The sequence below is a fragment of the Streptomyces scopuliridis genome (genome assembly GCF_042790125.1).
Taxonomy (GTDB): Bacteria; Actinomycetota; Actinomycetes; order Streptomycetales; family Streptomycetaceae; genus Streptomyces; species Streptomyces scopuliridis_A.
In genome coordinates this window covers 1-24,640 of record NZ_JBHTZS010000015.1, presented here as the reverse complement: position 1 = coordinate 24,640, position 24,640 = coordinate 1, and the positions used below count along the sequence as shown (strand labels likewise).

Below are 24,640 nucleotides of genomic sequence, written 5' to 3'. Positions count from 1 at the left end.
TTGAGTTCACAGTTCCTTACGGAAATCGGCGAGGATTTGTTTGGTGCGGCGCGCGGATTCCGCGTGCGCCACCATGCGGTCCATCGCCTCCATGTGCTCCACGACCTCACCGGTGTTGTCGATATAGAGGGCACCGGTCAGATATTCGACGATGACCATATCGGGCAATTCGGGTATGGCGAAGCGGAACAGCACGAAGGGGCTGTAGGTACCGGGGTGGTGCCCGGCGGCGAACTCGGCTATCTGGAGCGTCACATTCGGCAGCTCGGCCGCCTCCAGCAGCCGGTCTATCTGGGCGCGCATCACGGCGGGCGAGCCGACGGGGCGGTGCAGGACCGTCTCGTCCATGACAACCCAGAAGACCGGGGCGTCCGGCCTGGTCAGCAGCGACTGGCGCTCAAGGCGCAGCGCCACATGGCGTTCTATGCGCGCCGGGTCGTTCCGGCCGACCTCGCCGTAGGTCAGGATCGCGCGTGCGTAATCCTCGGTCTGGAGAAGACCCGGCACGAAATGCGGCTCGTAGCACCGTATGGTCTTGGCCGCTTCCTCCAGGCTGACATGGCCGCCGAACCAGTCCGGCAGAACGTCGTGGAAGCGCTGCCACCAGCCGGGCTTGTTGGCCTCGTCGACCAGCTGGAGGAAGGCGGCGGCCTCGTCGCCGGTCACGCCGTACGCGGGCAGCAGCAGCTGTACGTACGGGACCTTGAGGGCGACCTCGGCCATCTCCATGCGCCGTATCGTCGCGGGGGCGACACGCAGCAGCTTGGCGGCCTGGTCGCGGCTGAGGCCGGCTCGCTCGCGCAGCCCCTGGAGCTGTTTGCTCAGGACGAGTTGCCCGATCGTCGGGGCAGACCGAGGCTCGCTCACACCCCACCCCCGGCCACCGGCATGCGGGAAGTTTGCCACAGCGGCCCGAACACGCACACGGGGGCGTCGGCGCGGGACGGATGTGACGGTTCCGGCCGGGCGGCCGGACCGGCCGCAGATGAACCCGTGGCGTCGACGCGGATATCTTCAGGTGTCCTGGCGATGGCGTCCGCCGGTTAGCATCGAAGCGCGGCACCTTCTCGCTTCCCGCCGTTCGCCTGCCCTGCCCCTTCTCTTCTTCTCCATCCCGCCACCGAGACCTGGAGTGTGGACGTGTCCCGACCGCGTGTAGGTGTGGCCGTGCTCACGATGGGGACCAGGCCCGTCGAGCTGCGGGCCCTGCTGGACTCCGTCGCCAAGCAGCGGGAGGCCCCGACGCGGATCGTGGTCGTCGGCAACGGCGCTCCGCTGCCCGAGCTGCCCGAGGGCGTCATCGGGATCGAGCTGGCGGAGAACCTCGGGGTCTCCGGCGGGCGCAATGTCGCCATGAAGAAGCTCCGCGACTGCGGTGACGTGGACGTTCTGGTTGACCTGGACGACGACGGCCTGCTGATCGAGGCCGATGTGGTCACCCGCGTCGCCGATCTGTACGAGGCGCACCCCCGGCTCGGCATCGTCAGCTTCCGTATCGCGGACGAGACCGGCCTCACCCAGCGGCGGCACGTGCCCCGGCTGCGGGTCGACGATCCGATGCGCGCGGGCGAGGTGACCACGTTCCTCGGCGGCGGACACGCGCTGTCCATGACGATGCTGGACGAGACGGGCGGCTGGCCCGACGCGTTCTTCTTCACCCACGAGGAGACCGACCTCGCGTGGCGCGCGCTGGACGCGGGCTGGACGATCCGGTACGAGCCGGAGCTGGTCCTCCAGCACCCGCGCACCTCACCGGCACGGCACTCCGAGTTCTACCGGATGACCGCGCGCAACCGGGTGTGGCTGGCGCGCAGGCATCTGCCCGCGCTGCTCGTACCGCTCTACCTCGGTACGTGGATTCTGCTCACCGTGGCGCGTACGCGGTCGGTGAGCGGGCTGCGCGCGTGGTTCGGCGGCTTCTTCGAGGGCGTACGGACGGCGTGCGGGACGCGGCGGCCCATGCGCTGGCGGACGGTACGGCGCATGACGGCGCTGGGCAGGCCGCCGGTCATCTGAGCCCGCCGCGGGGCTCCTCGGGGCGAGTGCGGGTACCTACCGCACCCGCTCGATCGGCAAGTGCCGCGGCCCCCGGAGAACCGGGCTCCGGCGGTACGGCGGCGGGTCCTCGGACAGCTGGAAGCCCTCCAGACGCGGGACCAGCGCGTTCAGGGCGATCTGGGCCTCCACCCGGGCCAGTGGTGCGCCGAAGCAGTTGTGGACGCCACTGCCGAAGCCGAAGTGCTGGTTGTCCTCGCGGGTCGGGTCGAAGTGGGTGGGGTCGTCGAATCGCAGCGGGTCCCGGTTTCCGGCGGCGAGTACGAGGACCAGCGGCGCGCCCTTGGGGATGGTGACGTCCGCGACCTCGACGTCCGCGAGCGGGGTGCGCTGCGGGAGCAGGTGGACGGGCGGCTCGTAGCGCAGCAGTTCCTCGACCGCCCTGGGCATCAGTTCGGGCTTGTCCCGCAGCAGCCGGTAGGCGTCGGGGAAGCGCAGGAAGGTGAGCGCGCCGTTGGTGATGAGGTTGACCGTCGTCTCGTGCCCGGCGATGAGCAGGAGGGTCCCGGTCGCCATCAGTTCGGCCCTGGTCAGCCGTCCGTCGGGGCCACTGTCGTGGACGAGCGCGGAGAGCATGTCGTCCGAGGGGTCCTCACGGCGCTTGTCGGAGAGGTCTCCCATGTACTCCCCCATCGCCGCCCGCGCGTCCAGGCCCGCCCTCTGACGGCTCTCCTCGTCCTTCCCCGGCGTCAGATCGGCGCCCCCGATGACCGCGTTCGTCCAGGCGCGGAGCCGGGGCACATCCTCGTGGGGCACGCCGAGCAGCCGGCAGATCACCGTGACGGGGAGCGGGTACGCGAAGTCCTCGACGATGTCGACGCGGTCCTTGTCCCGGAACCCGTCGATCAGTTCGTCGGAGATCCGGGTGATGTCCGCGCGCAGCGCGTCGATCCGGCCCGGGGTGTGCGGCGGTCCGAAGGGGCGCATGGCGATGCGGCGCAGCCGGTCGTGCTCGGGGTCGTCGAGACCGATGAAGGCCGACTGGATGTTCCGTCTGAACATCGGGACCGTGGACGGGTCGGCGCGGTTGCGGGAGTCCGAGCTGATCCGCGGGTCATGGAGCAGTGCGGCGATCTCGTGGTACGTGCCGACCAGATAGCTGCCGTCCTCCTGCCGCGTCACCCCGTTCTCACGGAGTTCGGCATAGAGGGGGTAGGGGTCGGCGCGGTTCGCGTAGTCGGTGATGCGCTGGTAGAGGGTGTCCGGGGACATGCGTGGGGCTCCTCAACGACGGTGGGCGGCGGTCGGCGGCGGCTCGTGCCGCACCAAGGTCAGGCACCGGTCCGGGAAATGGCCGGTGAGGGCCACGGTCGGTCCGTGCGAGAGCAGTTGGGGATCCGGCACATCGGAAGCGACGGGCGCGACGGATTCGGGGCGGTCGGCGGCGCCGCGCTCGGGGGGAAACGGCGCGGCCGTCTCGATGAGGTACTCGTAGTGCTCAAGCCACTTGGCCCGGTTCACCGTGACCGCCGCGGTGATACGTCCCCGGTAGCCGTAGACGGCGACGAGCCGGCGCTCGCGCATCGAGCCCTGGGCGATGACCACGTGGTCGGAGAAGGTCGGTACGCCGACGGACTTGATGTTGAGACCGAACTGGCTGGACCAGAAGGAGGGCACCGCCAGATGCGGGCGCCTGTGCGGGCCCGTGCTGACCATGTTGTGGGCGGCCACCTCCGCCTGCGCGACCGCGTTGCCCCAGTGTTCGAGGGCCATCAGCTGGTACTCGAAGAGCGGATGCGGGAAGCGGGCCACGTCACCGGCGACGAAGACGTCGTCGGTGACGATCCCGTACATGTTGAAGGCGCGGCACCCCGCGTCGCAGGCGACGCCCCGGGGGCCGGCGGCCAGCCCCGATCCGGCGAGCCACTCGGTGTTGCGCACGGCGCCGAGCGCGACGACGGCGACATCGGCCTCGATCCGGCTGCCGTCGGAGAATTCGGCGCCGATGAGCCGGCCGTCGCGGCCCTTCAGGGAGGTGACCGTCACGCCGCAGCGCAGATCCACGCCGTGCGCGCGCTGGAGCTTGGCGGCGAACGCGCCGAGCGCGCCGCCGAGCGCCCCGACGAGCGGTGAGGGGCCGCGTTCGGCGACGGTCACCTCCAGGCCGCGTTCCCGGCAGGCGGAGGCGATCTCCGAGCCGGTGAACCCGGCGCCGATCACCAGGACCCGGCGCGGCCCGGCGTCGAGCCGTTCCGCGAGCTGCGCCGCGTCGTCGCTCGTACGCAGTGCCAGTACGCCGTCCAGCCGGGCTTCCTCGGGGTCCGGCCAGGGGCGCGCCCGGGTTCCGGTGGCGATCAGCAGCCGGTCGAACGGGATGAGTTCACCGTCGGCGAGGATCACCTTCTTCTCGATCGGGTCGATCGCACCGGCCCGTACGCCGAGCTTCCACCGCGCGTCCACGTCACGGCGGCGCGGCAGCCCGATGTCCGCCGCGCGCGTCCGCCCGAGCAGCACCTGCTTGGACAGCGGCGGCCTGTCGTACGGGGGGTGCGGCTCCTCGCCGACCAGCGTCAGGGGTCCGGTGAAGCCTTCGTCGCGCAGCGTCTCGGCGGCCCGCAGGCCGGCCAGCGAGGCGCCGACGATGACGATCCTGCCGTGCCACGGTTCCCCGGTCACGGGCCCGCCCGCTCACCCACGAGGATGGCCTGCACCGGACACGCCGCCGCGGCCCGGCGTACGCGGTCACGCTGATCGTCCGGCACGGCCGGCGTGTACATCAGGGCCTCCTCGCCATGCAGCTCGAACACCTGGGGGGCGAGGAACGCGCACTGCGCGTATCCCTGGCAGCGATTGAGGTCGACAACGACCCGCATCCGGTCGATCTGCATCCGGTCCACTCCTCCGTGCGCCGTGCGCCGTGCGCCGCCCGCCGTCTCCGTCCTACGGCCTGCGGAGGAGCGGCGCGAGCGGTGGGGCGCCGAGGGGGTGACCGAGCGGGACCACGCGAGGGGGTCCGCTCGGAGTTCCGGGGGTCAGGGTTCTCGGGTGTAGAGCGCGTAGAAGACCACGAGGACCGTGGCCGCGCCGATCGCGAGTCCGATGCCCGAGGACAGCAGGACGCTGTGGTTGGTGAGGCTGTAGAGGAAGCCCATGCCGCCGCCGACCAGTACACCCCAGGCCGCGGCCCGCACTTCGCGCATCAGCCGGTGCTGTACGCGGACGAGACCGAAGACCAGGAGGGCCACGAGCGCGCCCGAGATCAGGGCCAGCGCGAGCTGGCCGTAGGTGGCGGGGCCGCCGCCCCGGGCGATGTACGAGGCGTACGCGCCGTAGGCGATGCCCAGCAGGAGGGAGTTCACCGCGAGGCGGGGCGAGACCCGCCGCCGCCCCGCGTCCCGGGAGCCCTCGTCCCGCGGGCCCTCGCCACGGGGCCGCGCGCCGTCGTGGCGTGGGAGATGGAGAGGGGGCTTCAGCGTGCGGTGTCGCGTGGGCACCGGTGTCTGGGTCGCCATGGCAGAGGGCTCCTTCCCTCGCACCCCCCGCTTCCGCCCCCGCCCCTCCAGGGCACACCCGCCCCGCCGTACGCGTCAACCTCAGCCGGGGTGGAGCGCCGGCGCCCTCCCTCTCACCGGGTCGGCGGCGCACCGCTCGCGCCCGTCGCCCCGTACCCGTTCCCTTGAGGAGTGCGGACCTACCTCTCCACGGCGCTGATCGTCCTGCTGACGGTCCTCGCCCCGCTGAGCGCGGTCGCGGCCTGGGTCGATCTGGAGATCGGCGACACCGACCGCTTCGTCTCCACCATGGCGCCGCTCGCCTCCGATCCGGACGTACAGAACGCCGTCGCCGACCGGATCACCGACGAGGTGCTGGCCGAGGTCGATGTGGGGCCGCTCCTCCAGAACGGGGCCCGGGAGCTGCTGCACGACGCCGTGCTGTCGTTCGAGACCACCCATGCCTTCAAGAACGCCTGGAACACGGCGACCCGCGCCGCCCACGCCACCGCCGAACAGGCGCTGACCAGCGGCGGCGGCAATGCCGTGACGATCGATCTGGCACCGATCACCGCGCGGGTGAAGAAGCAGCTGACCGACGACAACGTGCCGTACGCCAACCGGATCCCCGTGCGGCATACGCAGATCATCGTCCTGGAGGCCAACGGACTCGGGGTCTGGCGCGAGGTCACCCAGGGGCTGCGCGCGGCGGGGATCTGGCCCGCCGTCGGGACGCTGGCCCTGACCGGCACGGCCGTGCTGCTCGCCGTTCACCGGCGCCGCGCGCTCATCGGCGCCGGTATCGCGTACGCGGCCGGTGCGGCGCTGCTGTTCCTCGTCATCGCCGTGGCGCGCGGGTCGATCCTCCAGGACCTGCCGGACAACGGGGACAGGCCGGCCGCCGCCGCCATCTTCGACGCGTTGACCGCCTCGCTGCGTACGGCGGGCTGGTGCGTGCTGGGCGGCGGACTCGCCCTGGCTCTCGGCGCCTGGCTGAGCGGCCGGCTGCGCCGCGCGCGGCACACGCCGCATATCGCTCCGAGTCTCCTGCGCAGCTCGTCCCCCGTCTGACTTTACTAAATCTTTATACCGATTCCACTCGACCAAATGTCCCTTTTGAGGCATTTGGAGCACCATGGGGTTATGAGCCAGAACACAGCACAGAGGCCCCCCACCACGGGCATGGGCACAGGGACAGGCACGGGCACAGGAACGGGCATGACCACCGGTACCGGCGCAGGCACCGGCGCACATGCGGAAAGGAAGGCAGCCTACGCTGCTGGCCGTAGCTTCTTCGCCGGTGTTCTTATGCTGGTCGCGGGAGCTGTCGACATACTTCAGGGCGTCGCGGCCGTACACCACAACGCGGTCTTCAACGCCGTCACCGGTTACGCGTACACGTTCAATCTCGCCTCCTGGGGCTGGATCCACATAGCTCTCGGAATCCTGATCGCCCTCACCGGACTGGCGGTCCTGATGCGGGTCCCCGCGGCTCGCTACGTCGGTATCGGAGTGGCGATGCTCTACCTCGTCGCGCAGTTCATGTATCTGCCGTACGCGCCCATCTGGGCGGTCGTCAGCATGGCCCTCGCGGGATGGGTGATCTGGGCACTGGCCACGGACCGAGGAGCAGGAGCGTCCCGGGCGGGCGACAGATACTGACCGATCCGGACTCTCATCCACCGACCACGCGTCAACAAGCGCTCGACCACGCAACGCCCGCGCATACGGGCACAGCGGCTCAGGCTCCTGTGTCCGTATGCGCGTACGTACGCACCAGCGACGGCGCGCCGGACGAACGGATCGAACCATGAACGCAGCCAGCGACGCCGCCGGCAAGGACGACGCGATCCTCGACCACATCAGCGCCCTCGTCGCGGAGGAGCGGGCCCTGCGCGAGCGCTCGTCCGAGCATCTCGGCCTCGGCGCCGACGAACAGACGCGGCTGCGCTCCGTCGAGGTCCAGCTCGACCAGTGCTGGGACCTGCTGCGGCAGCGGCGCGCCAAGTCGGAGTTCGGCGAGAACCCCGACGAGGCGGTGGTACGGCCCCCGGGTGAGGTCGAGGGCTACCAGGGCTGAGCGGGCGGTCACTTCGGCCAAGCGGGCGGTCACCCCGGCCGGGCGGGCGGTCACCTCCCCACAGCGCGGGACCGGCCTCACTGACCGGATGGTCTGAGCGTCCTCTCGGGCACTTTGAGCGTCACCCAGACGCGTTTCCCCGGCCCCACTCTGGGCGCCACCCCCCAGTCGTCGGCGAGCGCGGCCACCAGCGCGAGCCCCCGCCCGCACTCGTCCTCCAGATCGGGGATGCGGGGGCGGGGCAGATAGTCCCCCGCGTCCTCGACCTCCAGTCTGAGCAGACCTTCGGCCCGTTCCAGGGTGACGGCGATCTCCCGGCCGGGCGGGCTGCCATGGCGCAGCGCGTTGGTGACGAGCTCAGACAGCAGGAGGGCGGCGGTCTCGCCGGGATCCCCGGGCAGACCGACTTCCGTATGCAGAACTTCGCGGGCCCGGCCGACGCTACGGGGGTGACTGGGGAGGCGGAACGTGTGGCGCTGTGCGTGCTGATGCGGCTGGTCGCGCTGTTCACCGTCGTGGTTCATGGGAAGGACCTTCCCTCTGATGCCCGTTTTACTTTCCGTGCACCAAAGGTGACTGTATGCAGCTAAACTCACCCGTTCGCTGACATTCCCGAAACCCCGCGATCAGCCCTGGAGCCGCCGGTCCTGAAGCCGGTCCAGCTCCCTGCGGTCGCGCTTCGTCGGGCGACCCGTTCCCCGGTCCCGGAGGGCGACGGGGACGGTCAGTTCGCGCGGCGGGGGCGGCGGGCTGTTGTCCACGTAGCACTCCACGGCCACCGGCGCGCCCACCCGCTTCTTCACGACCCGCGAGACCACCACGACACGGTCGCGGGCCGCGTGGCGCAGCCGGATCTCGTCGCCCGGCTTGATCGCGTACGCGGGCTTGACCCGCTCGCCGTTGACGCGGACGTGACCGGCGCGGCACGCGGCGGCGGCCTGGGAGCGGGTCTTGGTGAGCCGTACGGACCAGATCCAGGTGTCGACCCGTGCGGTCCCCGCGTCCGAAGCCTCAGCAGTCATACACCGAGGGTAAGCGCGGACGGCCCGCCGGCTCTCCCTCTTTGTCCGTGTCAACGCCGAGCGGGGTGACGCCGGTCCGAGACGGCGCCACCCCGCGATCATGTCCGGTCGGCGTCAGACGCCGATGTCGCTGCCGTCCTTGCGCCAGACCGAGACCACCGACGGACGGACGATCTTGCCGGGGCCGTCGGGCCACGCGCTCGCCGGCTTCTCGACGGACGCGCCGTCGACCTCACCCGGGTGCTGCACCGCGACCAGGACCCGGCGGTCCTGGACGATCGGGCCGCAGGTCTCCGCGCCGTTCGGCATCGTCAGGAACTGCTTGAGCTCACCACGCCGGTCGCCCTGCGTCGCGACGCCGAACAGACCGTCGTGCACGCCGAGCGCGTTGCCGTCCGTCGCGATCCACAGGTTGCCGTGCGGGTCGAAGGCGACATTGTCCGGGCAGGAGATCGGGCTGACCTTGTCCTTGGGGAAGCCCGCGAAGTAGGTGGCCGGGTCGTTCGGGTCACCCGCGACCAGGAAGAGCCGCCAGGCGAACCCGTCGCCCGCCGGGTCGTCCCAGTTCTCCGCCAGCTCCAGGATGTGACCGTGCTTGTTGGCGTTACGGGGGTTGGCCTCGTCGGCGCCCGCCTTGCCGGCCTTGCCGCGGTCGGTGTTGTTCGTCAGCGCGACATAGACCCGGCCGGTGCGCGGCGACGGCTCGACGTCCTCGGGACGGTCCATCTTGGTGGCGCCGACCTTGTCGCCCGCGAGGCGCGTGAAGACGTACACCTCGTCGGCGGTCATGCCGGGCACGTGCGAGACATCGCCGGTCGCCAGCGGGATCCAGACGCCGGAGCCGTCGAACTCGCCGTCGTTCGGGAGCTTGCCGGTGCCGTCGATCTCGCCGGCCGGGCTGTCACCGGTCAGCTTGGCGACGTACAGCGTGCCCTCGTCGAGCAGCGTCAGGTTGTGCTCGCGGGCGGCGCGGCTGTCGCCCTTCTGCATCTGCTTCGATGAGACGAACTTGTAGAGGTAGTCGAAGCGCTCGTCGTCGCCCATGTAGACGACGGGGCGGCCGTCGGCGGTCAGCCGGGGCTGCGCGGCCTCGTGCTTGAAGCGGCCGAGGGCGGTGCGCTTACGGGGCGTGAAGTCCGGGTCGTACGGGTCGAGTTCGACGACCCAGCCGAAGCGGTGCGCCTCGTTGGGCTCCTGCTTGAGGTCGAAGCGCTTGTCGAACAGCTCCCACTTGCGCTCGCTGGCCGCGGTGCCGATGCCGTAGCGCTTGTCCGTGTCGCTCGAACCGTTGGCGAAGTACTGGTTGAAGTTCTCCTCGCCGTGCAGCGTCGTGCCCCACGGGGTGGTGCCGCCGGCGCAGTTGTTGAGCGTGCCGTAGACCTTGCTGCCCGTACGGTCGGCCGAGGTACGGAGCAGATCGCTGCCCGCGGCCGGGCCGGTGAGCTTGAACTCGCTGGTGACGGTGAGGCGGCGGTTGAGCTGGTGGCGGGTGACGGCGGTGAGCTTGCCGCTCTTGCGGTCCTCCTCGACCACGAGGACGGAGAGACCGTGGGCGGCCCACGCGATCTCCACCTGCTCGCGGGTCGGCTTGGCCGCGTCGTAACCCTTGAACATCAGGATCTCGTCGGTGTACTCGTGGTTGGCCACGAGGACCTGACGGCCGCGCTCGCTCTTCAGCGGCAGCAGGCTCAGGAAGTCGGTGTTGTAACCCCACTGGCCGGCCTGCGCCTTGGCGGTCTGCTTGTCCGGGTCGAAGGCCGGCGCACCGCGCAGGATCGGGTCGCCCCAGCGGATGACCACGTTCTGGGCGTAACCGGAGGGGATGGTCACCTGGTCCGCGGTGTTGGGCGCGACCGGGGTGAAGCGCAGGCCGCGGGCACCGTCGGCCTTGCCACCGGCGCCACCGGCGTTGCCATTGCCCTCTCCGGCGGCCAGGGCGGCGGAGGCCGAGGACCCGCCGGGGCCGAACGCGAGCGCGCTGCCCGCGGCGGTGACGACCGTCACGACGGCGGCGGCGCGCATCATGGAGCGTCTCGACATGGCACCGGCGATGATGTCGCCGACGTACTCGTTGTCGCTCTTGTTCGGGACCTCGTGGAAACAGGCGTCACCACAGCGGTAGCGACAGGTCAGAGCGGAACGTCCACCCGGGTGAGGGTTGGAGCTGAGCAGCGGCAGCAGTTTGCGCACTTTCGCCTCCGGAATGCGATGGTTCGGCGCGCACCGCGCCGACAGGGTGTCGGGATGTCTCGGCTGGTGACGCTAGGTGCGGATGCCACCAGCGTGGCGGCCTCCAGGTGAACGGAAAATGAATCCACGCCGACCGCGTGGTCGGGGGAGAGTAATGGCGGTGGCGGCCGGGAGGGTACCGTCCTGCCCGTAGGGCCTGTCCTCCACGCGGACCGACCCTGCCGGAGATCGTTAGCGGCGGCCGCTAACCTTACGTATCCGCCCTGGCCAGGGATGCGCGTTTCCCCGGTGGCGGACACCGCACCCAACTCATCTGAAAGGCCTCGCCCATGGGCATTCGGAGCTTGCTGCGCAAGGTGTTCGGACGCGACCGTGCGGAGGAGCACCACGAGTCGGCGTCGGTCTCGGCCTCGGTACCGTCTCAGGCGGGCCGTTCGGACCGTACGGATTCGGCGGAGCCGACGCCCAAGGACTCGGGTACGGACACGACGGCCGCCCCTGAAGCGGCCAAGCCCTCGGCCACGGCCGCGGACCCGGCGCCTGCCGCCGCCGCTCCCGCCCTGGTTGAGCCCACGCACAAGGACAAGGCCGAGGACAAGGCCGAGGACAAGGACTCAGAAGCGGACTCGGACTCGGTGGAGCCCAGGGACGTCGCAGGGGCGGCGGCGGACCTGGTGGCCGCGGCGTTCGACAACCCCCGTCCGGCCGACCCGGACCGCGGCGTGCCGTCGCAGCTGCCGCGGTCGAGCGCGATCGAGGAGCCGCCGGCGGCCACGGCCACGGCCACGCCCGCCCCGGCCGCCGCCCCCGTGCCCACGCCCACGGTCCCCGCGCAGGCCACGGCGGAGCCCGAACTCGACGTGACTCCCGTGCGGGAGACGGTTGTTCCGGCGGAGCCCGAACCGGAACCCGAAGGTGAACCCGAGACCAAGGCGGAGCCGAAGGCCGAGGTCGTCGAGGCCGTCGAGGCTGTCGAGGTGAAGGCCGAGCCGGAGATCACGGCCGAGCCCGAGCCCGTACGCGAAGTCGAGCCGGAGCCCGAGCCCGTCGCGGAGCCCGTCGCCGCCGGGACCGCCGCCGGTGCCACCACCACCGGTGCCGCCGCCCGTCCCGCCTTCACCCTCGCCCGCGTCAAGTCCCGTGCCCCCGGCCTCGCCGACCACTACAAGGCCGCCGGCGCCGCCCTCAAGAAGCGCGGCCTCGCAGGGGAGCGGGCCACCGTCTATCTGGTCCTCGACCGGTCCGGCTCCATGCGGCCCTACTTCAAGGACGGCAGCGCCCAGCACCTCGGCGAGCAGGCCCTCGCGCTCGCCGCGCACCTGGACGAGAGCGCGACCGTCTCCGTCGTGTTCTTCTCCACCGACATCGACGGGACCGGCGAGATCGGTCTCACCGACTACGAGGGGAAGATCGACGAACTGCACAGCTCGCTGGGGCGCATGGGGCGTACGAACTACCACCGCGCCGTCGAAGAGGTCGTCACCCTGCACGAGAAGTCCGGCTCGGCCGGTCCCGCGCTGGTGATCTTCCAGACGGACGGTGCGCCCAGCGCCGTACGCCTCGCCGAGCAGGCTTTCGCCGAAGCCGCGAAGCTGCCGCTGTTCTGGCAGTTCGTGGCGTTCGGCGAGGAGGACGCCAAGGGCTTCGACTTCGCGCGGAGGCTCGGCGCGGACGAGGCCACCGCGAACGTCGGCTTCTGCCACGCGGGTCCGGTGCCCAGCGAGGTCCCGGACGCGACGTTCTACCGTGAACTGCTCGCCGCCTGGCAGCCGTCCGCCGCCAACTGATCTGTTCCGACCCGCCGTTACCGCCGTCGGCCCGCGTCCCGTACGCGTCGCCGACGGCGGTTTCCGTTCCGGCCCCCGCGCTCCCGCCCCGCGCTCCCGCGCTCCCGCTCAGTCGGCGTCGTGCCGCGCCTTCGGCAGCCTCACCGTCACCACCAGCCCGCCGCCCGCGCCACCCGGCTCCGCCGTGACCGTCCCCCCGTGCGCCACCGCGATCGAGCGGACGATGGAGAGACCGAGCCCCGCCCCGCGCCCCATCCGGTCGCGGCCCTCTCCCCGCCGGAACGGTTCGAACAGCGCGGGGATGTCCGACTCCGCGACGACAGGGCCGGTATTGCGCACCACCAGCTCACCGCCCCGTACATCGACGTCCACCGTCCCGCCGGGCACGTTGTACGACACCGCGTTGGCCAGCAGGTTTCCCACCAACTGCCCCAGCAGCAGCCGGTTTCCGCACACCACGTCGGCGTCGACGACGCACAGGGACACCCGCCGCCCGTAGCGGACCGTCTCCTCGGCCACCGCCTCGCCGAGATCGACCGGCTCCAGGTCCTCGACCTCGCGCTCGCTGCGCGCCAGCACCAGCAGCCCTTCGATGAGCTGCTCGCTGCGCCGGTTGTTGTCGAGCAGCGTCTCCTTCGTACGGGCCAGCTCGTCCGGCGTGCAGAGGTCGTCCAACCCGACCTGGATCGCGGCGCGCTGGGTCGCCAGCGGGGTACGCAGCTCGTGCGAGGCGTTCGCGATGAACCGGCGCTGGCTGTCGAAAGCTTTCTGCAGACGCGCCAGGAGCGCGTCCAGGGTGTCGCCCAGCTCCTTCAGCTCATCGTCAGGGCCGCTCGCGCCGATCCGTTCGTGAAGATTGTGTTCGGACAACCGGCGGGCCTTCGCCGTCATCGCGTGCACCGGGCGCAGCACGCGCCCCGCCGTCCACCAGCCGACCCCGACCGCGCACGCCGCCATCACCAGCAGCGCGGCGACCGACCAGAACAGCATCTCGTCGGAGGCGGCGTCCGTGACGTTGTCGGTGAGCTGGTACACGGCGACGGGCTGCGCCTGCTGCCGGCTGATCAGCCCGCTCACCGACGAGCCGGGCAGCACGGGCGACACCTGGACCGGCGCCACCCGCGCGGCGATCTCCTGGGCCTCGTTCTGCGTACCGGCGCTGGAGAGCAGATTGACGATGGTGAGCAGACAGCCACCGAGGACGACGAAGACACCGCCGTAGATGAGGGCTATGCGCGTACGGATGGTGGAGCCGGGCCCCGGCGCCTTGCCCGCCGGTCCCGGCTTCCCCCGCCCGCCGCTCTTCGCGGCGCGTATCACAGCGCGTACCCCACCCCCTGGACCGTACGGATCAGCGGCGGATCACCGAGTTTGGCCCGCAGCTTGCTGAGACAGACCCGGACCGCGCCGGTGAACGGATCCGCGTGCGCGTCCCAGGCCCGCTCCAGCAGCTCCTCGGCCGAGACCGGCGCCCCGTCCGCCTCCAGCAGGATCTGGAGCACCGAGAACTCCTTGGGCGAGAGGTCGAGGACCACCCCGTCCCGCCACGCCGTCCGCCGTACGGAATCGAGGCGTACGCCGTGCCGCTCCAGCTGCGGCGGTACGGGCCTGGCGCTGCGCCTCCGCAGCGCGCGCACCCGCGAGACCAGTTCGGGGAAGTCGAAGGGCTTGCCCAGATAGTCGTCGGCGCCCAGATCGAGCCCCTCGACGCGGTCCTCCATGGAGGCGGAGGCGGTGAGCATCAGGATGCGCGTACGGGACGCCTCGGCGACCAGCTTGCGCGCGACGTCGTCGCCGTGGACACGTGGCAGATCGCGGTCGAGGACGACGACGTCGTAGTCGTGGAGTCCCAGATAGGCGAGGGCGGCGTCACCGCTGTACACGGTGTCGACGGCGAATCCCGCCCGCCGCAGCCCGGTGGCCACCAGCTCGGCCAGGACCTCCTCGTCCTCGGCGACCAGTACCCGCATGCTGCCGTCCCCTGCCCCAGTCCGCTGCCCCGCCGTCCCCTGCCCCGCCTCGTACATGATGCCCTTTCTCTCCCGGGATGTGCCTGTCTACGGCAAGGGGTGTTTCGGAAAGCTCTCCCCCGCGCACCCCCGGCAAATGCGGGCGACTCGCGCTTGATGGGTCGGATACGATATTGACAATCCGTAGACCAATTGGTCACTCCATGTAGCGACTTGGGAGCAGCCTGCAATGGCTCGACACCTCATCACCAGCGCCCTTCCGTATATCAACGGGATCAAGCACCTGGGCAACATGGTGGGGTCCATGCTCCCGGCGGATGTGTACGCCAGGTACCTCCGCCAGCGCGGCCACGAGGTCCTGTACATCTGTGCCACCGACGAGCACGGCACCCCCGCCGAGCTGGCGGCCAAGGAGGCCGGCGTGCCGGTCGAGGCCTTCTGCGCCGAGCAGCACGACGCCCAGAAGGCGATCTACGACGGCTTCGAGCTGGCCTTCGACTACTTCGGCCGCAGCTCGTCCGCGGAGAACCGCGAGATCACGCAGCACTTCGCGCGCCGGCTGAAGGAAAACGGCTTCATCGAGGAGCGGGCGATCCGCCAGGTCTTCTCGATCGCCGACGGCCGCTTCCTGCCGGACCGCTACATCGTCGGTACCTGCCCGCACTGCGGCTACGACAAGGCCCGCGGCGACCAGTGCGAGAACTGCACGCGCGTCCTCGACCCGACCGATCTGATCGACCCGCGCTCCGCGATCAGCGGCAGCAGCGAGCTGGAGGTCCGCGAGACCAAGCATCTCTTCCTCCTCCAGTCGAAGCTGGCGGGCGAGGTCGAGACCTGGATCGACGCGACCAGCGCGGAGTGGCCGCAGCTCGCCTCCTCGATCGCCCGCAAGTGGCTGACCGAGGGCCTGCACGACCGCGCGATCACCCGCGACCTGGAGTGGGGCGTTCCGGTCCCGGCCGACACCTGGCCGGAGCTGGCGGCCGAGGGCAAGGTCTTCTACGTCTGGTTCGACGCGCCCATCGAGTACATCGGCGCGACGAAGGAGTGGTCCGACCAGGACCCGACGAACCGCGACTGGAAGTCCTGGTGGTACGAGGCCGACGACACCGTCCGCTACACGGAGTTCATGGCCAAGGACAACGTCCCGTTCCACACGGTGATGTTCCCGGCCACCCAGCTCGGCACCCGCGAGCCCTGGAAGAAGGTCGACTACGTCAAGGCCTTCAACTGGCTCACCTACTACGGCGGCAAGTTCTCCACCTCGCAGAAGCGGGGCGTCTTCACCGACGCCGCGCTGGACCTGCTGCCCGCCGACTACTGGCGCTACTTCCTGATCGCGAACGCGCCGGAGTCGGACGACACGTCCTTCTCCTGGGAGCACTTCACGGCGACGGTCAACAAGGACCTCGCCGACACCCTCGGCAACTTCGTGAACCGCGTCCTGTCCTTCTCGCGCAAGCGCTTCGGCGACGCGGTGCCGGCCGGGAAGCCGGCGGGCGAGGCGGAGGCGAAGCTCGGCGCGGAGATCGCGCGGCTGCTCGCGGAGTACGAGGGCCACATGGAGACGATCCAGTTCCGCAAGGCCGCCGCCGCGCTGCGCGCCCTGTGGTCCGCGGGCAACTCGTATCTGGAGGAGAAGGCCCCCTGGCTGGAGATCAAGACGGACGAGGAGGGTGCGGCGCTGACCCTGCGGACGGCGATGAACCTGATCCATCTGTACGCGGTGATCTCCGAGCCGTTCATTCCGGCGTCCGCCAGGGCCATGCGGGAGGCGTTCGCGCTCACGGACGACACCGCGCGCTGGGTGACGGCCGAGGAGGCGAAGGCGCTGGCGTTCGTGCCGGCCGGTACGGCGTTCACCGTCCCGCCGGTGCTCTTCGCGAAGATCAGCGACGAGGATCTGGCCGCGTACCGGGAGCGCTTCGGCGGCGAGGACCCGGCGGCGGCGTGACGCGCGGCTGCCGCTGACGGCAGGAGGGAGGGCCCGGGACATCAGGTCCCGGGCCCTTTCGCGTACGGAACCGGTCGCGCTCCCCCGTACCGTCGGCCGTCTACCGTCGGCCGTCCGGAGGTCAGTCGCCGAGCGAGTCGGCGTCGCCCATCACCACGACCGGCCGCTTCGCCGGGTCCAGCATCCGCAGCAGCTCCTTCATCCGCCAGCGCGGCAGCGAGACACACCCCTGGGTGGGCCCGCCGTGGTCCACATGGAGCCAGATGCCGCCGCCCTTGTTCTCGCCGAGCGGCCGGGTCCAGTCGAGGGGCGTGGTGCCGGGCAGCCGGTTGTAGTTGATCGCGACCACATAGTCGAAGGACCCGGCGAGCGCCTCGCCCTCGAAGCCGTCGCCCGACGCCTCGAAGGCGGAGGCCCGGTCGTACGGGAGCTTCGTGCCGGGGTCGGGCAGTTTGCCGCCCGCGTCGGTGAGGTCGAACACCCCGATGGGCGAACGCAGATCGCCCTGGAAGTGGTCGTCGGTCCAGCCGCGCACGGCGTTGTGGGCGGGCCAGACGTCCGAGACGGCGTGCCAGCCGGTGACCGGATCGCGCTCGTAGACGACCACGGACGAGGTACTGGAGTCCCGGGCGGTGCCGGTCACCACGACGGCCTGGGACGCCTGCGGGGAGATCTCGGCGCGGGTCGCCGGACCGAGCTCGGGGATCTCCTCCGGCTCGACGATCTGCGGCTTGGGAGCGGACTGTCCCGCGCCGCCGCCGCTGGCAGCGCCGGCGGCCTTGTCCTTCGCCGCCGCCCCGTCCGGCGCCGAGCCCACGTTGTCCGCGTGGTCCGTGGTGCCGGTGAGGCCCGAGCAGCCGGTGAGCAGCAGGCCGGTCGCCAGCAGCGCGGCGATCAGCGATCCTCTGCGTACAGGGCGGGCAGGGCGCACAGACATGTACGGGCCTCTTTCATCTCGCGTTCGGGGAATGCTCGGCGGTGGTCGGGGCGGTCTCCACCGCTCTGCCGAAGTCTGCGCCGGTGACCATCGCGTGGGCGTCCTCGACGGTCCCCGGCGAGTCGCCCGCGACGCACACGGTGACGACGACCGCCGAAGAGGGCGCGGGGGCGCCGCCGATCAGCCCGGTGAACTCCTGGGTGCCGGCGATCTTCCGGCAGGCCGGGGAGAGACGGGCCGACACGGACAGCGCCGGCGGATCCTGGCTCTTCGCCGACAGGTCGGTACCGCTGTCCGCGACCAGCGTGACCAGGGCGCCGCCGGGCCGGAGCAGCCGCACCGGAAGGCACGGGCTCGGGCCGTTCCCGGGACAGTCCCGGTCGTACGGGACGAGCCGCTGGGTCGAGACGAAGCCGCGGGCCGGCTGCTTGTACCGGGGGTCCTCAGGCACATCGAGGGCCTGCCAGGTGTCGGGCAGCTGGAGGGTGAGACCGGCCACATGTGCGAAGCGCGTCCGCTGGTCCCGCGCGTCGCCGGGCACGGGGCCCTGGGTCGCGGTGTCCGGAATCCCGGCGGACGGGGTCGTGCTGTCCTGGGTCGCGCTGTCCTGGGTCGCGGCGGACGGAGGCGGGGTGGCCGAGGGGCCGGTGTCCGGGGACGCGGTGACCGAGGGGGCGGCGGAGGCAGGCGGCGTGGCCTCCGGTCCGGCGCGCAGCACACCGGGGAGCAGCGTGCCGGCGAGGGCGAGCCCGGCCACGGCCGCCGCGGCGGCGGCTGCCGTACGGCGCCTGCGGCGGTTCCGGGCGACCCGTTCCCGTACACCGTGCAGCCGTCCCTCGGGGGCGGGCAGCCGGGGCACGGCCTTCTCCAGCAGAATCCGCAGCTCCCGCTCGTCCTCGGCGCCCGGCGCGCGCCCGGCCCGGGTCCCGTGGTCTCTGTCACCCACAGCGGTCACCGCCTTCCACGGAGGCGGGCAGTGCGGCGCGCAGGGAGCGCAGCGCACGCGCCGACTGGCTCTTGACGGTGCCGGGGGTGCAGCCGAGGGTCGCCGCGGTGTCCTCGACGCTCAGGTCCTCGAAGTAGCGCAGCACGACCACCGCGCGCTGCCGCACCGGCAGCGCGCGCACCGCGGCGGCCAGCGACTGTTCGAGGTCCACCTCGGCGTACGCGTCGAACGTCCCGGCCTTGTCCGGGACTTCGCCGTACGGCAGCTCGCCCCGCCAGCGCCGCCGCCACCAGGAGGCGTGCAGATGCACCAGCGACGTGCGTACGTACGCCTCCGGCCGGTCCCCGGCGATCCGCGGCCACTTGGGCCACACCTTCGCGAGGGTGCTCTGCAGCAGGTCCTCGGCGAGATGCGCGTCCCCGGTCAGCAGCCAGGCCATCCGCAGAAGCCGCGGCCCCCGGGCGGCGACGAAAGCCTCGAAGTCGGCGTCGCCCGGATCCATTGTCCTGCCCTCGCCATTCTGTTCGGTCTCCCACGCCAGTGGAACGCGGTGGGGCGGCGATCAGGTTGCCTCGGGCGGACGAAGTTCCCGGTGCCCCGCCCCCTCCCGGGCGCGGGCACACGCGAAGAGGCCCGGAACCACACGGTTCCGGGCCCCTTCGTCTGTGCCGGGAGGCTACTCGCCGGACTTCGCGGCCGGCTTGCGCAGCGCGATGTTCAGCTCGCGGAGGCGGGACTCGTCCAGCTCCGTGGGCGCGCCCATCATCAGGTCCTGCGCGTTGCCGTTGAGCGGGAAGGCGATCGTCTCGCGGATGTTCGGCTCATCGGCCAGCAGCATCACGATGCGGTCGACGCCCGGGGCGATGCCGCCGTGCGGCGGGGCGCCGAAGCGGAACGCGCGGAGCATGCCCGCGAACTCGTGCTCGACGGTCTCGCGGTCATAGCCGGCGATCTCGAACGCCTTGATCATCAGCTCGGGCTCATGGTTACGGATCGCGCCGGAGGACAGCTCGGTCCCGTTGCAGACGATGTCGTACTGCCACGCCAGGATGTCCAGCGGGTCCTTCGTCTCCAGATCTTCCAGACCGCCCTGGGGCATCGAGAACGGGTTGTGCGAGAAGTCGATCTTCCCGGTCTCCTCGTCCTTCTCGTACATCGGGAAGTCGACGATCCAGCAGAACCGGAAGACGCCCTCCTCGAAGTGTCCGGCGCGCTTGGCGGCCTCGACGCGTACCGCGCTCATGATCTTGGAGACCTCGTCGAACTCGCCCGCGCCGAAGAAGACGGCGTGGCCGGGGACGAGCCCCAGGCGCTCGGTGAGCAGCTTGACGTTCTCCTCGGTGAGGAACTTGGCGATCGGGCCGCTCAGCGCGCCGTCCTCGCCGACCCGCACCCAGGCCAGGCCCTTCGCGCCGTGCTCGACGGCGTACTCACCGAGCCCGTCGAAGAACTTGCGCGACTGGCCCGCCGTGTCCGGCACCGGCAGCGCGCGGACGTGCTTCCCTGCGAACGCCTTGAACTCGGAGCCCTCGAAGACGTCCGAGATGTCGACCAGTTCGAGCTTGGCACGCAGGTCCGGCTTGTCGTTGCCGTACTTCAGCATCGACTCGCGGAACGGGATGCGCGGGAACGGCGAGGTGACATGGCGGCCGTTGCCGAACTCCTCGAAAAGCTCGGTCATCAGCTTCTCGATCGGCCGGAAGACGTCCTCCTGCTCGACGAAGCTCATCTCGACATCGAGCTGGTAGAACTCGCCCGGCGAGCGGTCGGCGCGGGCGTCCTCGTCGCGGAAGCACGGCGCGATCTGGAAGTAGCGGTCGAAGCCCGAGATCATCAGCAGCTGCTTGAACTGCTGCGGAGCCTGCGGCAGCGCGTAGAACCTGCCCGGGTTCAGCCGGGACGGGACCACGAAGTCACGGGCGCCCTCGGGGGAGGTCGCGGTGAGGATCGGCGTCGCCATCTCGTTGAATCCCAGCGCGGTCATCTTGTGCCGGATGGCGGAGATGACGGCCGTACGCAGCATGATGTTGCGGTGCATGCGCTCGCGGCGCAGGTCGAGGAAGCGGTACTCCAGGCGCCGTTCCTCGTTCACTCCGTCCTCGGCGTTGACCGTGAACGGCAGCGGGCCCGCCGCGCCGAGGATCTCGACCGCGGAGACCTCGATCTCGATCTCGCCGGTCGACAGCTCCGGGTTGACGTTCTCCGCACCGCGCGCGGAGACCTTGCCGTCGATACGGACGACGGTCTCCTTCGTGAGCTTGGACAGCTCCTCGTTCGCGGGGGTGCCGGGGCGGGCCACGAGCTGGACCAGACCGTAGTGATCACGGAGATCGATGAAGAGGATGCCGCCCAGGTCTCGGCGATTGTGCAGCCAGCCGCTCAGCCGGACGTCGGCACCGACGTCAGAGGCGCGGAGCTCGCCGCAGGTGTGGGACCTGTACCGATGCATCGTCGTTTCATCCAGTTCTTGGCAAGTCGGGGTTGGCCGGGCAGGGGCGTTACGTCGTACGACGTAACAGGTTACCGCCCGGCCATGACACCACCCTCGGTGGCGTTTGCTCTACACATATTCATAAAGTGGGACAATGCGCACCGAGGATGTCCTGGCCGCGATCGCGACCGGCCTATGGCGCTGGGAGAACGCGTCCGGCACGGTCACCCTCGACGGGGAGGCCGCCCGGCTGCTCGGCCTGCCCGAGGAACCCGTGACGCTCACCGGGGCCGCCACCCGCTCCCGTTTCCATCCCATCGACTGGAACGAGATCGACGGCATCGTCCATCTCGCGGTCGCCGAGAAGACCCTCGCCGAGGCCCGGCTGCGGGTCGTGGACGAGAGCGGCCGGGTGCTCCGTACCGTACGGGTCAGGGCCAGGCCGATCATCACCTCCCCGGCGGAGGGGAAACGGGAGTACGAGCTGATCGGCACCGTCCAGGAGGTCACCGAGCCCCAGCCGGGCACCACCGTCGAACGGACCTCCGTCACCGGCGACTGGCGCCGCTCCCGCGAGGCCTTCCTGCTCGACGCGGGCCGCGCGCTGGCCGAGGCGCGCTCCACCACCGAGGTGCTGCGGGTCACCGCCTCCCTCTCCATGCCCGGCTTCTCGCCGGACGGGCTCGCGGTCTACGGCGTCTCCGGCGAGCGGCTGACGATCATCGGCCACCACGGGCAGGCGCCCGAGGACTCGGCCCCGTTCGAGGGCATGACCGTGGACACCGACTACCCGGCGGCCGAGGTCGTACGGACCGGCCGGGCCATCTATCTGCCGTCCCCGAAGGCGTACGCCGACCGGTACCCCGCCACCTGGCCGCACGTGGAGCACTTCGGCCGCCGCTCCTGGGCCTTCCTCCCGCTGATCGTCGCGGGCCGCACGCTCGGCACCTGGATGGCCGCGTTCAAACACCGCGTCGCGTTCTCGCCCGACGAACGCTCCGTGCTGACGACGGTGGCCCGCATGCTGGCGCAGGCACTGGCCCGCGCGGGCGTCGCCGAGACCGAGCGCGAGCTGTCCCTCGGGCTCCAGCGCACGATGATGCCGACGCTCGGACCCGAGATCCCCGGCATGACGGTGGCGGCCCGGTACGTACCGACGGGCGGCGGCCTCCAGGTCGGCGGCGACTGGTACGACATGATCCCGCTGCCCGGCGGCACGGCGCACTCCGAGGGGCGCTGGGGCGGACGCTTCGCGCTGGTCATCGGGGACGTCCAGGGCCATGACGTACGCGCCGCCGGCCTCATGGGCCAGCTGCGGATCGCCCTGCGCGCGTACGCCTCCGAGGGCCACCGGCCGGACGCGGTGCTCTCCCGCGCCTCCCGCTTCCTGGCCAACCTCCAGTACTACCCGGGACGTGACGGAGGCTCCATCCCCGGCGGCGGACCGCGCACGGACGCGGGGGCCGCCGTGATGGACGAGTGGTACTCCGTGGCAGGCCCGCGCTTCGCGACCTGCCTCTATCTGGAGGTCGACCCGGAAAACGGCACGCTCGACATCGCCCGCGCCGGCCATCCGGACCCGGTGATCCGTACGGCGGACGGGACCGCGTTCATCCGGCAGACCGAAGGCGGGCTGCCGCTCGGCATCGAGGCCGACTCCGACTATCCGACGACCCGGCTCGTCCTGGGGCCCGGCGAAACGCTCATGCTCTGCACGGACGGGCTCATCGAGACCGGCGGACACGATCTCGCGACCGGCTGGACACGGCTGCGGCCCGTACTGGAGCAGGACAGCGGCGAATCCCTGGAGAAGCTCGCCGACGCGCTCATCCAGGCCGTGCACGGCCCCACCTCGCACTACACGACCGGCCCGCTCGTGGACCGCCGCGAGGACGACATCGCGCTGCTGCTGCTCTCCCGGGACCTCGCGCCGGCCCGGCTCGCCGGCGCGGTTCCCCGGCGCACCGCGCTGACCGTCGCCCAGGCCGAGCCCGAGCGGATCGCGGGCGTACGGCGGCAGCTGCGCGAGCTGCTGCACGACTGGGCGGACGCCGAACAGATCGACTCCGCGGAGCTGATGGTCTCCGAGATGATCACCAACGTCCTCGTCCACACCGACGGCGACGCCCTGCTGGTCGCGGAGGCGCGCGGCGAGCCGGGAGACCGCCGCCTGCGCGTCGAGGTCGCCGACACCAGCGACGAACTGCCGCACCGCCGGCGCCCCGGGGAACTGGCCTCCAGCGGGCGCGGCCTGGTGCTGATGGAGGTGCTGGCCGACGCCTGGGGCGTGGATCCGCGGGGCGAGGGGAAGTCGATCTGGTTCGAGCTCTACGAGTGCGGCGGGACGGGACCCGAGGCCTCGCCGTAACGGCCGTAGCGGTCCCTCAGCTCCGAGAAGACACCGAACGCCGCGGCCGTCAGCGGAACGGCGAGCAGCATCCCCAGGATCCCGGCCACGCTGGCGCCCGCGGTGATCGCCAGTATCACCACGGCCGGGTGCATCTGGACCGTACGGCTCTGGATCATCGGCTGGAGCACATGCCCTTCCAGCACCTGCACGGCGAGCACCACCCCCAGCGCCCACAGCCCGATCACCCAGCCCCGGTCGGCGAGCGCGACCAGCACGGCGACGGCGCCGGAGATGAACGCGCCGAGATACGGGATGTACGCCCCGACGAAGACGAGCGCGCCGAGCCCGATCGCCCCGGGGACGCGCAGGATCAGCAGGCCGACGGTGATGCAGATCGCGTCGATGAGCGCGATGACGGTGGTGCCGCGCATGAACCCCTCGACGGCGCCGAAGGCACGGCGGGCCATGGCCTCGACGGTCTCCCCTGTCGTATGCGGGGCGAAGGTCCTGAGCGCGTCGGCCGCGCGTTCCGAGTCGCGCAGGAAGAAGAACATCAGCAGCAGCGCGAGTACGGCGGTGGCGATCAGCTCGCCGACGACACTGATCCCGGTGAGCACCCCGGAGGCGGCGGTGGCGCCGAACTTCCCGATCAGCTCCTTGCCGTTCTTCGCCAGATCGTCGAGCGAGGTCCCGGCGGCGCCGAAGTGCTGGGCCATGTCCCTCGCGGCCGACCGCAGCGAGGTCATGATCTGCTCGCCGTTGTCGACCAGCGCGCTGACGACGATGTACCCCGCGCCGCCGACCACGGCCACGACGGCGACGCAGGTGAGCCCGGCGGCGAGCGACCGGTTCAGCCGCAGCCCGACGAGGCGGCGGTAGAAGGGGCCGAGCAGCGCGGTGCCGAGGATGGCGAGCAGTACGGGCGTGACGGCGGTCTTGAACGTGATGACCAGCCAGATCGCGACGGCCCCGACCCCGGCGATCACCAGCACCACACCGCACCAGGCGGCGAGGCGGCGGGCGCTCTCGGGAAGGACGGACGACGGCGAGATCTGCACGCTCCCACCCGACCACGCGAAGGGGGACGTGTCCCGCGCTGCGCTCCGCGCGGGTGACGGTCGCCGTCCGGCGGGGGGCCGTGGTGCGGGGTGCCTTCGTCTTCGGCCGGGACCGGTTTCCGGGTGCGGGTTGTCGCCGGGGTGCGGTGCGCCTCCCGGCGGGGGGCCGTGGGTCCGGGGTGCGTTTCGGCTGGGGCCGGTGGTTGTGTGCGGGTTGTCGCCGGGGTGCGGGGCGCCGTCCGGCGGGTTGTCGCCGGGGTGCGGGGCGCCGTCCGGCGGGGGGTCGTGGTGCGGTGCGCCATCCGGCGGGGGGTCGTGGTGCGGGGCGCGGTGGGTGGTGCCGGGGGCCGGGGCCTCCGGAGGTGCGTATCCGGACTGCTTTCCTCACCGCGCTTCGCGCGAGCTGCGACGCTTTACGTCCGGACACGC

Annotated in this window: 22 protein-coding genes; 7 read left to right on the top strand and 15 right to left on the bottom strand. The window is 71.2% G+C overall.

Annotated elements, in window-relative coordinates:
• Positions 1–6: 6 nt before the first annotated feature.
• Positions 7–867 (bottom strand): helix-turn-helix domain-containing protein, encoded by an 861-nt coding sequence (locus tag ACFRKB_RS22890; RefSeq protein WP_383108181.1) that lies wholly within the window; start codon positions 865–867, stop codon positions 7–9.
• A 273-nt stretch (positions 868–1,140) separates the two neighbouring features.
• Between ACFRKB_RS22890 and ACFRKB_RS22885 the strand changes: the two genes are divergently transcribed.
• Positions 1,141–2,016: a glycosyltransferase family 2 protein gene (locus tag ACFRKB_RS22885; protein ID WP_383108179.1), complete on the top strand. Its 876-nt coding sequence runs from the start codon at positions 1,141–1,143 to the stop codon at positions 2,014–2,016.
• A 36-nt stretch (positions 2,017–2,052) separates the two neighbouring features.
• Here ACFRKB_RS22885 and ACFRKB_RS22880 read toward each other — a convergent pair whose 3' ends face one another.
• From ACFRKB_RS22880 to ACFRKB_RS22865, 4 genes are all read right to left on the bottom strand, one after another.
• Positions 2,053–3,267, bottom strand: coding sequence for a cytochrome P450 (locus ACFRKB_RS22880; protein WP_383108178.1), 1,215 nt, complete (start codon positions 3,265–3,267; stop codon positions 2,053–2,055).
• Between the two features lie 12 nt (positions 3,268–3,279).
• Positions 3,280–4,671, bottom strand: coding sequence for an NAD(P)/FAD-dependent oxidoreductase (locus ACFRKB_RS22875; RefSeq protein WP_383108176.1), 1,392 nt, complete (start codon positions 4,669–4,671; stop codon positions 3,280–3,282).
• A complete protein-coding gene (locus ACFRKB_RS22870; protein WP_383108341.1) occupies positions 4,668–4,868 on the bottom strand; it encodes a ferredoxin in 201 nt (66 codons plus the stop codon). The genes ACFRKB_RS22875 and ACFRKB_RS22870 overlap by 4 nt, the downstream gene beginning before the upstream one ends.
• A gap of 159 nt (positions 4,869–5,027) precedes the next feature.
• Positions 5,028–5,507 (bottom strand): hypothetical protein, encoded by a 480-nt coding sequence (locus ACFRKB_RS22865; RefSeq protein ID WP_383108175.1) that lies wholly within the window; start codon positions 5,505–5,507, stop codon positions 5,028–5,030.
• 171 nt (positions 5,508–5,678) lie between these two features.
• On the opposite strand from ACFRKB_RS22865, the gene ACFRKB_RS22860 reads away from it, so the two are divergent.
• The 3 genes from ACFRKB_RS22860 to ACFRKB_RS22850 all read left to right on the top strand — a co-directional run bounded on the left by ACFRKB_RS22860 (position 5,679) and on the right by ACFRKB_RS22850 (position 7,566).
• Complete coding sequence (locus ACFRKB_RS22860; RefSeq protein ID WP_383108173.1) at positions 5,679–6,557, top strand: hypothetical protein; 879 nt, start codon at positions 5,679–5,681, stop codon at positions 6,555–6,557.
• Between the two features lie 36 nt (positions 6,558–6,593).
• Positions 6,594–7,148 carry a DUF7144 family membrane protein gene (locus ACFRKB_RS38960; RefSeq protein ID WP_463291749.1) on the top strand — a complete coding sequence of 185 codons (555 nt, stop codon included), beginning with the start codon at positions 6,594–6,596 and terminating at the stop codon, positions 7,146–7,148.
• A gap of 148 nt (positions 7,149–7,296) precedes the next feature.
• Positions 7,297–7,566, top strand: coding sequence for a DUF2630 family protein (locus ACFRKB_RS22850; protein WP_383108171.1), 270 nt, complete (start codon positions 7,297–7,299; stop codon positions 7,564–7,566).
• A gap of 77 nt (positions 7,567–7,643) precedes the next feature.
• On the opposite strand, the gene ACFRKB_RS22845 is transcribed toward ACFRKB_RS22850, so the two are convergent.
• From ACFRKB_RS22845 to ACFRKB_RS22835, 3 genes are all read right to left on the bottom strand, one after another.
• Positions 7,644–8,090 (bottom strand): ATP-binding protein, encoded by a 447-nt coding sequence (locus ACFRKB_RS22845; RefSeq protein WP_383108169.1) that lies wholly within the window; start codon positions 8,088–8,090, stop codon positions 7,644–7,646.
• Between the two features lie 102 nt (positions 8,091–8,192).
• Entirely contained in the window at positions 8,193–8,588 is a 396-nt protein-coding gene (locus ACFRKB_RS22840; protein ID WP_383108168.1) for an RNA-binding S4 domain-containing protein, read from the bottom strand.
• A gap of 114 nt (positions 8,589–8,702) precedes the next feature.
• Complete coding sequence (locus ACFRKB_RS22835; RefSeq protein WP_383108166.1) at positions 8,703–10,778, bottom strand: PhoX family protein; 2,076 nt, start codon at positions 10,776–10,778, stop codon at positions 8,703–8,705.
• Positions 10,779–11,107: 329 nt separating this feature from the next.
• On the opposite strand from ACFRKB_RS22835, the gene ACFRKB_RS22830 reads away from it, so the two are divergent.
• The gene (locus ACFRKB_RS22830) at positions 11,108–12,565 is read left to right on the top strand and encodes a VWA domain-containing protein (RefSeq protein ID WP_383108164.1); all 1,458 of its coding nucleotides are present in this window, start codon (positions 11,108–11,110) and stop codon (positions 12,563–12,565) included.
• A gap of 108 nt (positions 12,566–12,673) precedes the next feature.
• On the opposite strand, the gene ACFRKB_RS22825 is transcribed toward ACFRKB_RS22830, so the two are convergent.
• Together ACFRKB_RS22825 and ACFRKB_RS22820 are read right to left on the bottom strand one after the other, a co-directional pair.
• Entirely contained in the window at positions 12,674–13,882 is a 1,209-nt protein-coding gene (locus ACFRKB_RS22825) for a sensor histidine kinase (RefSeq protein WP_383108340.1), read from the bottom strand.
• Complete coding sequence (locus ACFRKB_RS22820) at positions 13,882–14,535, bottom strand: response regulator transcription factor (RefSeq protein ID WP_383108162.1); 654 nt, start codon at positions 14,533–14,535, stop codon at positions 13,882–13,884. Before ACFRKB_RS22820 ends, ACFRKB_RS22825 begins: the two co-directional genes overlap by 1 nt.
• A gap of 229 nt (positions 14,536–14,764) precedes the next feature.
• On the opposite strand from ACFRKB_RS22820, the gene metG reads away from it, so the two are divergent.
• The gene (metG, locus tag ACFRKB_RS22815) at positions 14,765–16,489 is read left to right on the top strand and encodes a methionine--tRNA ligase (RefSeq protein ID WP_383108160.1); all 1,725 of its coding nucleotides are present in this window, start codon (positions 14,765–14,767) and stop codon (positions 16,487–16,489) included.
• 121 nt (positions 16,490–16,610) lie between these two features.
• On the opposite strand, the gene ACFRKB_RS22810 is transcribed toward metG, so the two are convergent.
• The 4 genes from ACFRKB_RS22810 to aspS all read right to left on the bottom strand — a co-directional run bounded on the left by ACFRKB_RS22810 (position 16,611) and on the right by aspS (position 20,821).
• Positions 16,611–17,426 carry a L,D-transpeptidase family protein gene (locus ACFRKB_RS22810; RefSeq protein ID WP_383108159.1) on the bottom strand — a complete coding sequence of 272 codons (816 nt, stop codon included), beginning with the start codon at positions 17,424–17,426 and terminating at the stop codon, positions 16,611–16,613.
• Positions 17,427–17,439: 13 nt separating this feature from the next.
• Positions 17,440–18,372: a hypothetical protein gene (locus ACFRKB_RS22805; RefSeq protein WP_383108157.1), complete on the bottom strand. Its 933-nt coding sequence runs from the start codon at positions 18,370–18,372 to the stop codon at positions 17,440–17,442.
• Entirely contained in the window at positions 18,365–18,874 is a 510-nt protein-coding gene (locus ACFRKB_RS22800) for a SigE family RNA polymerase sigma factor (protein WP_383108155.1), read from the bottom strand. The genes ACFRKB_RS22805 and ACFRKB_RS22800 overlap by 8 nt, the downstream gene beginning before the upstream one ends.
• A 174-nt stretch (positions 18,875–19,048) precedes the next feature.
• Positions 19,049–20,821, bottom strand: a complete 1,773-nt coding sequence (gene aspS, locus ACFRKB_RS22795; protein ID WP_383108154.1) for an aspartate--tRNA ligase — start codon at positions 20,819–20,821, stop codon at positions 19,049–19,051.
• A gap of 136 nt (positions 20,822–20,957) precedes the next feature.
• Between aspS and ACFRKB_RS22790 the strand changes: the two genes are divergently transcribed.
• Positions 20,958–23,171, top strand: a complete 2,214-nt coding sequence (locus tag ACFRKB_RS22790; RefSeq protein ID WP_383108152.1) for an ATP-binding SpoIIE family protein phosphatase — start codon at positions 20,958–20,960, stop codon at positions 23,169–23,171.
• On the opposite strand, the gene ACFRKB_RS22785 is transcribed toward ACFRKB_RS22790, so the two are convergent.
• On the bottom strand, positions 23,132–24,211 hold the full coding sequence (locus tag ACFRKB_RS22785; RefSeq protein WP_383108150.1) for an AI-2E family transporter: 1,080 nt from the start codon (positions 24,209–24,211) through the stop codon (positions 23,132–23,134). The genes ACFRKB_RS22790 and ACFRKB_RS22785 overlap by 40 nt on opposite strands.
• Positions 24,212–24,640: the final 429 nt, after the last annotated feature.

Bases quoted from the DNA above. Each gene is read 5' to 3' on its own strand.
- ACFRKB_RS22880 (WP_383108178.1), bottom strand. From the start codon at position 3,267: ATGTCCCCGGACACCCTCTACCAGCGCATCACCGACTACGCGAACCGC.
- ACFRKB_RS22870 (WP_383108341.1), bottom strand. From the start codon at position 4,868: ATGCGGGTCGTTGTCGACCTCAATCGCTGCCAGGGATACGCGCAGTGC.
- ACFRKB_RS22865 (WP_383108175.1), bottom strand. From the start codon at position 5,507: ATGGCGACCCAGACACCGGTGCCCACGCGACACCGCACGCTGAAGCCC.
- ACFRKB_RS38960 (WP_463291749.1), top strand. From the start codon at position 6,594: ATGTCCCTTTTGAGGCATTTGGAGCACCATGGGGTTATGAGCCAGAAC.
- ACFRKB_RS22850 (WP_383108171.1), top strand. From the start codon at position 7,297: ATGAACGCAGCCAGCGACGCCGCCGGCAAGGACGACGCGATCCTCGAC.
- ACFRKB_RS22845 (WP_383108169.1), bottom strand. From the start codon at position 8,090: ATGAACCACGACGGTGAACAGCGCGACCAGCCGCATCAGCACGCACAG.
- ACFRKB_RS22840 (WP_383108168.1), bottom strand. From the start codon at position 8,588: ATGACTGCTGAGGCTTCGGACGCGGGGACCGCACGGGTCGACACCTGG.
- ACFRKB_RS22830 (WP_383108164.1), top strand. From the start codon at position 11,108: ATGGGCATTCGGAGCTTGCTGCGCAAGGTGTTCGGACGCGACCGTGCG.
- ACFRKB_RS22820 (WP_383108162.1), bottom strand. From the start codon at position 14,535: ATGCGGGTACTGGTCGCCGAGGACGAGGAGGTCCTGGCCGAGCTGGTG.
- metG (WP_383108160.1), top strand. From the start codon at position 14,765: ATGGCTCGACACCTCATCACCAGCGCCCTTCCGTATATCAACGGGATC.
- ACFRKB_RS22810 (WP_383108159.1), bottom strand. From the start codon at position 17,426: ATGTCTGTGCGCCCTGCCCGCCCTGTACGCAGAGGATCGCTGATCGCC.
- ACFRKB_RS22800 (WP_383108155.1), bottom strand. From the start codon at position 18,874: ATGGATCCGGGCGACGCCGACTTCGAGGCTTTCGTCGCCGCCCGGGGG.
- aspS (WP_383108154.1), bottom strand. From the start codon at position 20,821: ATGCATCGGTACAGGTCCCACACCTGCGGCGAGCTCCGCGCCTCTGAC.
- ACFRKB_RS22790 (WP_383108152.1), top strand. From the start codon at position 20,958: ATGCGCACCGAGGATGTCCTGGCCGCGATCGCGACCGGCCTATGGCGC.